Origin of the sequence: Brevibacterium picturae (assembly GCF_030453725.1) — a bacterium.
GTDB lineage: Bacteria > Actinomycetota > Actinomycetes > Actinomycetales > Brevibacteriaceae > Brevibacterium > Brevibacterium sandarakinum_A.
Genome location: NZ_JAKDJU010000137.1, coordinates 1 through 8,115, shown reverse-complemented (window position 1 = coordinate 8,115; position 8,115 = coordinate 1). Strand labels below are relative to the sequence as shown.

Genomic DNA, 8,115 nt, shown 5'->3' with positions numbered 1-8,115 from the left:
TTCACGGGAAAGGTCCTCGCCTATGTGCAGGGATTCCACGAGATCGCCGCAGGTGCGCAGGAACACGGCTGGAACACGGACCTCGGCGAAGTGGCCAGGATCTGGAGGGCGGGCTGCATCATCCGCGCCAGATTCCTCGACCGGATCACGGAGGCTTACGAGGCAGATTCGGCTCTGAGCTCACTGCTGGCCGATCCGTATTTCCAGGATTCGCTCAACGCCGGGCAACAGGCTCTGCGGGATACGGTCGCCGATGCTGCCGTTCACGGCGTGCCGATTCCGGCCCTGGCCTCGGCACTGTCGTACTTCGACGGCGTCCGCACCTCCCGGGCGTCTGCGGCGCTGGTGCAGGGCCAGCGAGACTTCTTCGGATCCCACACCTACGCGCGCACAGATCGCTCGGGAACCTTCCATACGCTGTGGTCGGGTGATCGCAGCGAAGTCCAGCTGTGAGGGCCGACGTCTCTGCAGCTGGGCGATAGTGGCCCAAACCTTGTGAACGTGGCAATGTGGGAGACATGACTTTGCCACACGAAGATGTTGACCCCAACGGCCTGCTCGAATACTCGGTGGTCTTCACCGACCGATCACTGAACCACATGTCGGGTCGATTCGTCACCGTCATGCAGGACATCAACCGCGTTCTGCGCGAGGCCTACGACGCACACAGTGTGGCCATCGTCCCCGGCGGCGGCAGCTACGCCATGGAATCCGTGGCGCGGCAGCTCGCGACCGGCAAGAAGTGCCTCGTGGTCCGCAACGGACTGTTCTCCTTCCGCTGGTCACAGATCCTCGACGCCGGAAACATTGCGAGCGAGACGACCGTGCTCAAGGCCTCCCCGAGCAGCGACGAGCACCAGTCGGCATGGTCCCCCGCCCCCGTCGCCGAGGTGGTCGCCGCCATCGAGGCCGAACGCCCGGCAGTCGTGTTCGCACCCCACGTCGAAACCGCGTCCGGGATGCTCCTGCCCGATGACTACATCCGCCAGGTTGCCGACGCGGTCCACAATGTCGGCGGCGTCTTCGTCCTCGACTGCATCGCCTCGGGTGCCGTGTGGGCTTCGCAGACAGACCTGGGCGTCGACATCCTCATCAGCGCGCCGCAGAAGGGGTGGAGCGGTTCACCCTGCGCCGGTTACGTCATGCTCAGCGAAGCCGGCCGTGCCGCCGTCCAGGAGTCCACCTCGTCGAGCTTCGCCATGGACCTGAAGAAGTGGCTGTTCATCGCCGACGAATACGAAGAGGGCCGGGCCCCGTATCACGCGACCATGCCGACCGATTCGCTGGCACACAACGCCAAGCTCATGCTCGAGACGCAGGAGCGCGGCTTCGACAAGCTCGCCGCAGCACAGTTCGAGCTCGGTGATCGGGTTCGCACGGTCTTGTCCGATCGTGGACTGCCCTCGGTCGCGGCACCCGAATTCGCCTCGCCCAGCGTGGTCGTCGTCCACACGGACAACCCGAAGCTGGCCACCGGTGCGAGCTTCAAGGAAGCCGGCGTCCAGATCGCCGCGGGCGTGCCCCTGCAGTGTGACGAGCCCGAGGACTTCTCGACCTTCCGCATCGGTCTCTTCGGACTCGACAAGCTCGGCGACATCGACGGCACGATCACTCGTCTCGAAGCCGCCCTCGACTCGATCGGCGTCACGCCACAGACATAACCGCCCCACACCAGGAGCGCCGAAACCTCGCGTTGCACAGGGACGTTTCGCTGCTCCTGGTGCGTGTTGAACGCCGAATCCATCGCCGACAGGCCGACACCTCTGGAAGAGCACAGTTCGCCCACATACACTGTGCCAATGACTCAGAGAGAACAGCGTCGTCGCTTAGGGACGAATGACTTCGATCTCGAAGACGAATTGGTCGATGAGGCGACCTCGACGGTGGTCGAAGGCGCGAAACGCCTGAACCGGAAATGGCCGGAACTCGTCGTCACCGGATTCTTCGGCGGGGTCGACGTCGGTTTGGGCATTCTGGCGATGGTGCTGGTCAAGCAGGCAACGGGATCTGACGTGCTTGCCGGTCTTGCATTCGGCATCGGTCTGCTGGCGCTGAAGCTGGCACACTCAGAACTGTTCACCGAAGAGTTTCTGCTGCCCATCAACGCAGTGATCGCAGGTCAGGCCAAAGCGCTTCAGGTAGTCCGCCTGTGGGCGGTGACCCTCGTGATGAACCTGGTCGGAGGCCTGGCCTTCGCCGGGCTGATGGTGCTCGCTCTTCCCGACTACCATTCGACGATGATCAAAACGGCCGTGAAGTACCTCGACCAACCGTCCCTGGTGGTGATGATCGCACTGTCACTCTTGGCCGGTGCCACCGTGACTTTGTCCACCCGGATGTCACAGGGAACCTCGAACGACGTCGTCCTCGCCATCGTCAGCATGGCATCGGGCCTGCTGCTCATCGGCCTCGGCATGCTCCACGGTGCTCTCAACGTGATCGTCATCTTCGCAGCTATGTTGGCCGGGGCGGATATTTCGATGTTGGATCTGCTGAAATGGTTTGCGATCGTCATTCCATTCAATATGCTCGGCGGTCTGGCTCTCATCACTCTGCCCAGGGTCGTTCGGACCTATCGCGTGCTGCGCGCGGTGCGCAAGGGCACGGTCTCTCTGGAAGACCTTGAACGCGAAGCTGGCTAGGGCCGGTCACCACTGCTGGTCAGTCGCGATCATCTCGTCCGGCACTAGGATGCCGAGTGCAGTGCCCTTTCGCGGCCACAGCTAGCCATACCGGTAGCCGCTATTCATACCGGCAGCTGCTATTCAGACCCGCGGCAACTTCCCATACAGGTAGCAGCACACCACGCACCAACAGCGCCATAACCTCCAGTTGCGAGGGGAGGTTATGGCGCTGTTGGTGCGTGGTGCTCTCAGCTCCCGGGCCAGATCGCATGAATCCTCGGGCGGTGACTGCAACCTGGCTCAGGCGGTACTGCTGATTGCCTGCCTCAGGCGGTGGAGCCGAGCGCGATGACGTTGTCGGCGAGGCGTTCGTTGTCGCCGTACATGAAGTGGTTCTTCATGTTCTCCGAGAACCGGCTGGCATCGGTGGTCAGCCCGACAGCCTCGGCGACCTCACGGATGTGCATCGGGGTCGCGCCACAGCACACGCCGATGTAGTTCACTCCCAGGTCATAGGCTTCCTTCGCGAACGCGCCGATCTCATAGCGGTTGGTCTGCAGTGGGTCGAGGGCGGTGGGGAAGGTGCGACCGTGCGGGGAAGCCACCTCGGCGCGGGGATCGGAGAGGTTGAAGAACGTGGGTTCATCCTGGGTCGTGCGGTAGGGGATGGGCAGGGCACCGACGTGACAGGACACTGCCGCACGGATCTCCTTCAGCCACGGCAGCATCGTGGCGGGTCCGCGGAAGCAGTTGAGGCCGACGACGTCGACGCCCAGCTGTTCGAGCTTCTGCGCCGTTTCGACGATGCCGACGCCATCGGCCATCTCCTGGAAGGCCATGGGGGCCAGGGTGAGGACGACGGGCAGGCCGCTGGCCTTGGCGATCTCGGCCGCAGCAATGGCCTCACCGGCGAAGTAGAAGGTCTCGCCGACGATGAGGTCGGCGCCTTCGTCCACGGCCCACCCCACCATCTCGGTGAACATGGAACGGACCTCGGCCTGGCGGTCCGGATTCTCGGGATCCCAGATGTTCGAGTTCGAGATGTTTCCGGCCATGAAGTTTCCGGGTTTGGCGTCGGCAACGCCGCGGGCGATCTGCAGCGCGGAGCGGTTGAGAGGTTCGAGCAGATCCTCCTTGCCGATGACCCGCATCTTCTCGCGGTGACCGTTGTAGGTGAAGGCTTCGACGATGTCCGAGCCGGCGCGCTGGAAGTCCACGTGCAGTGAGCGCAGGGCATCGGGGAATTCGAGCGCGACCTCGGGCACGAATTCTCCGGCGGACAGGTAGCCGCGCTTCTCGAGTTCGAACAGGAAGCCTTCGGCGCAGATCACGGGTCCGGCATTGAGGCGTTCGGTCAAGACGTTGGTGGTCATGAGAGCTCTCCGTACAGAAAGTAGAGGACAGGAGGTTGAACTCGCTCAGGCTGAAGACCTGAACTTAGGCATATAACCATTTTCGCCGACGTTGTCGACGTCACATCGACATATTGAGGTCACGCTGACACATTCAGTCACACGCCGACGCATCACGAGCAGTTGGTTCGGCCCAACCGTTGGTTCGGCCGTTGGTTCAGCCGTTTGCGCGATTCAGCCACGGATACGGCTCAGCCGTTGGAGCGAGTCACCGGGTGGGTGACTCGGGCTTCTGTGTGGTGGCCTTCTCCGCATGTCCGGCGAACTTCGAACGCAGTGGCGCAAACGGGGCGAGCAGCAGCCGGGTCACGGTTGAGGAGTACCAGCGCAGGCCGCGTTCGAAGGGCGCCCACGACAGCACGTAGGTGGCGAGCAGCGCCAGGGCGAGACAGATGACGAAGATCAGCGGGGAGCCGAGCACTTCGTCGATGTCATCGAGGAGGGGCTCGAGACCGCGGACGACGAACCCGTGGATGACATAGACTGCCAGGCTGTGGCGGCCGATCTTGGCGATGAGGTTGTCCTTCTCGCCCACCCACATGAGCAGCATCAGAGTCATGAGCACAGACCCGATGTTGACGATGAGACGAAGCCCGACGCCTTCGGGGATGCTGACACCGAAATGAGCGAAGTTGAGGCTGCCGTACAACCAGTGGTGGTCGACCTCGTCGAGGTAGAAATAGCCGATCGTGCCCAGCGCAGCAGCCGTGAAGAACAGTTTCTGCCAGATGCGCAGGCTGCCCGCCCAGTTGAGGATCTGCTTGCCGTAGAGCTTGCCGATGACGAAGAAGGGCCAGAAGATCATCGACCGTGACGCCGAGAGTTCAGTATCGAGCAGCGGCAGAATGCCGCCGAAGAGCCCCACCACCACCGAGGTGACGAGGATCGTTCGTGGGAACCGTTCGATGAACGGCACGGTGATGATCCAGCACGCCATCGACAGCAGGAACCACGAGTACCAGAACGGAGTCAGGAAGCTGTAGTCGGGATCGAGGCCGACGAGCCACATCCAGCCCCACAGCAGGGGCAATACAGTGAACAGCAGGACCAGGAAGGTCAGGACGCGTTCGGGCAGCCTCGTCGACTTCGCTGTGACTCCGGCCAGGAAGACGAAGGCCGGCATGTGGAACGAGTAGATGAGGTACATCGGCGCACTCAGCACTTCGTCATCCCACGGCCCCGTCCGGGCCAGCAGGTGGCCGAGGACGACTGTGAAGATGAGGATGCCTTTGGCGCGGTCCAGGCGGTGATCTCGTGTGGGCACCACGCCACGATAGCGCGTCGACTGCGCAAAGCAGAAAGATCTCATCACGCTGTAAGGCGGAGATCAGGTCGCGTTCAGGCTGAAAGTGGCTGCCTGCTCAGCGGGCGCAGGCGACGCAGGTCGGCGCGTAGGGTCGGATCTCCAGCCGCACGTCCGGGATGGGTTTTGCGCAGTTGGTGCAGATTCCGAACGTCCCGCTCTCAAGTCTCGCCAGTGCCTCGGCGATTTCGATCAGGCGCTCCTGGCACTGGCGCAGCAGAGTGTCTGCCTGCGAGCGTTCGAAGGCAAGGGTCGCCCCTTCAGGGTCATGCTCGTCGTCGCTGTTGTCACCCTCGCGTGCGGCCGCGAGATCATCGATGTCCGAGGACAGGGCTCTGATGAGCTTCCTGGTCTCGGAGTCTTCGGCATGCAGCAGCTCTCGCATCCGAATCGAATCGACCATCAGCACGTCTCCCCGTTCGCCATCAGCACGTCTCCCCGTTCGCCCTCAGTCGTCCAAGGCCTCGGTGGTTTCGAGCCAGCGCTCTTCCAGCTCGCTCATTTTGTCGTTGAGCTCCTGCAGGGATGAGGTGAGCTTCTGCAGCCCCTCGAAGTCGGTTTGGTCGTGGTCGGCCATCTCGTCGTGGGCGCGAGCGATCCGTTTGCTCAGCTTGTCCATGCGGCGTTCGATCGAGGAGGCCTCCTTCTTCGCCGCCCGGGCTTGGGCGCCGGAGAGCGTGTCCTCTCCTGCACCGCCGGAGCCAGAGCCAGTCGACTCCCCGGATGCGGTCGAACCGACGGATTTGTTCGAGCCGCCGGATGTGACCGAACCGACGGACTTGGCCGATCCTCCGGACTTGGCGTCTTCGGCGCGCAGCTTCAGATACTCGTCGACGCCTCCGGGAACATGGCGCAGACCCTTGTCGAGGATCGCGTACTGCTGATCGGTGACGCGCTCGAGCAGGTACCTGTCGTGAGAGACGACGATCAGCGTGCCGGGCCAGGAATCGAGGAGGTCCTCCATCGCCGCCAACATATCTGAGTCGACGTCATTGGTCGGCTCATCGAGGATGATGACATTGGGTTCGGACATGAGCAGCAGCAACAGCTGCAACCGCCGCTTCTGTCCGCCGGAGAGCTCCTTGACCCGAGCCGAGAGGTGTTCCTTGGCGAAACCGAGGCGCTCCAACAGCTGTGCCGGGGTGTAGTCCTTGCCCTCGATGGTGAAGTTCGTCTTCGATTCCGACAGAACCTCACGCACTCTCTGCCCACCGATCGCGGCCAGATCCTTGAACTGCTGATCGAGGACCCCGACCTTCACGGTCTTCCCGCGTTTGACTCTGCCCTCGTCCGGTTCGAGCTCACCCGCAATCAGACTGAGCAGAGTCGACTTGCCGGCGCCGTTGGGACCCAGGATCCCCGTGCGTTCACCCGGACCGATGCGCCAGGTGACATTGTCCAGTATCTGCTGGTCACCGAAACTCAGAGACACGTCGAGGAGGTCGACGACGTCCTTGCCCAGACGTGCGGTCGCCATCTTCTTCAGCTCGATCGGGTTGCGCACCTCCGGTACATCGGCGATGAGCTGGTTTGCCGCTTCGATCCGGAACTTCGGCTTCGAGGTTCGGGCGGGCGCGCCTCGGCGCAGCCATGCCAGTTCCTTGCGCATGAGGTTCTGGCGCTTCTGCTCCGTCGCGGCCGCGATCCGATCACGTTCGACGCGCTGGAGGACGTAGGCGGCATATCCGCCTTCGAAGGGCTCGACGATCTGGTCGTGGACCTCCCAGGTCTTGGTGCAGACCTCATCGAGGAACCACCGGTCGTGGGTCACGAGCAGCAGGGCACCGGAGTTCTTCGCCCACCGGTTCTTGATGTGCTTGGCCAACCATGAGATGCCGTCGACGTCGAGGTGGTTTGTCGGCTCATCGAGGATGAGCAGGTCCCAGTCCTCGATGAGCAGCGCCGCCAGAGCCACACGTCGGCGCTGGCCGCCGGAGAGGCTGCCGATGGTGGCATTCCAGTCGAGGTCGGCGATGAGTCCTGCGATGATGTCCCGGGCCTTCGCGTCGCGGGCCCATTCGTGGTCGTCCATGTCGCCGACGACGGAATGGCCGACGCTGGCATCGGAATCCATGGTGTCGCGCTGGTTGAGCATGCCCAGGCGCATTCCGCCGCGGTAGGTCACGCGGCCGGAATCGGGTTCGATGGTGCCGGCGAGCATGCCCAGCAGGCTCGACTTTCCATCGCCGTTGCGGCCGACGATGCCGATCATGTCCCCGGCGTCGACGCCGAGCGTCACGGAGTCGAAGACGATGCGGGTGGGGTATTCGAGGTGCAGGGCTTCAGCCCCGAGAAGATGTGCCATAACACCCTCCAGCCTAGAGCACGAGTGGTCCGAGACCAGCATGCGCGGGCAGTCGGCAGGCAGTCAGGGGCCGGAACCGAAGACACCGTCCGGGGTGGCTGGACCCGGTGCCGAGGGACGCCCTGCGGGGCGGCCGGACCCGACGCCGGGGCAGGGCGAAAATGAAGTTATGTTGCGTTTTCATATCGGTGTCGAGGATTCAGATGCTAGAGGCCCCCGATAGGGCCTCCGGTGGCATTAGACTGACGGAAAATTCATTGAAATATGACTGATCATCCAGTGGTTTCACAAACTCGGCGGAGGACTCTGTGCCTCGATCGACGCCATTGTTGGTCGTGAGAAACGTGAGAAAAGAGAAAACGTGAAGAAGCTCGTATCTGCGGTGTCCATTGCCGCCGCATCTGCCCTCGTACTCTCCGCCTGTGGATCAGGCGGCAGCGGCGACACCGAGGCTGAGGACTTCCTCGGCTG

Annotated in this window: 6 protein-coding genes and 1 pseudogene; 3 read left to right on the top strand and 4 right to left on the bottom strand. The window is 63.0% G+C overall.

Annotation, left to right across the window (positions count from 1 at the left end; genetic code table 11):
* From L0G76_RS12170 to L0G76_RS12160, 3 genes and pseudogenes are all read left to right on the top strand, one after another.
* Positions 1-453: pseudogene (locus L0G76_RS12170) on the top strand (NADP-dependent phosphogluconate dehydrogenase); the annotation flags it as partial.
* 65 nt (positions 454-518) lie between these two features.
* Complete coding sequence (locus L0G76_RS12165) at positions 519-1,661, top strand: pyridoxal-phosphate-dependent aminotransferase family protein (protein ID WP_304357464.1); 1,143 nt, start codon at positions 519-521, stop codon at positions 1,659-1,661.
* Positions 1,662-1,799: 138 nt separating this feature from the next.
* Positions 1,800-2,642, top strand: a complete 843-nt coding sequence (locus L0G76_RS12160) for a formate/nitrite transporter family protein (RefSeq protein WP_304357463.1) — start codon at positions 1,800-1,802, stop codon at positions 2,640-2,642.
* Between the two features lie 308 nt (positions 2,643-2,950).
* Here the strand turns inward: L0G76_RS12160 and L0G76_RS12155 are convergent, their stop codons facing one another.
* The 4 genes from L0G76_RS12155 to L0G76_RS12140 all read right to left on the bottom strand — a co-directional run bounded on the left by L0G76_RS12155 (position 2,951) and on the right by L0G76_RS12140 (position 7,644).
* Positions 2,951-3,997: a homocysteine S-methyltransferase family protein gene (locus L0G76_RS12155; protein ID WP_304357462.1), complete on the bottom strand. Its 1,047-nt coding sequence runs from the start codon at positions 3,995-3,997 to the stop codon at positions 2,951-2,953.
* A 247-nt stretch (positions 3,998-4,244) separates the two neighbouring features.
* Positions 4,245-5,300 (bottom strand): acyltransferase family protein, encoded by a 1,056-nt coding sequence (locus L0G76_RS12150; protein ID WP_304357461.1) that lies wholly within the window; start codon positions 5,298-5,300, stop codon positions 4,245-4,247.
* Positions 5,301-5,397: 97 nt separating this feature from the next.
* Positions 5,398-5,742, bottom strand: a complete 345-nt coding sequence (locus tag L0G76_RS12145; protein WP_304357460.1) for a TraR/DksA family transcriptional regulator — start codon at positions 5,740-5,742, stop codon at positions 5,398-5,400.
* Positions 5,743-5,787: 45 nt separating this feature from the next.
* Complete coding sequence (locus tag L0G76_RS12140; protein ID WP_304357459.1) at positions 5,788-7,644, bottom strand: ABC-F family ATP-binding cassette domain-containing protein; 1,857 nt, start codon at positions 7,642-7,644, stop codon at positions 5,788-5,790.
* Between the last annotated feature and the right edge of the window lie 471 nt (positions 7,645-8,115).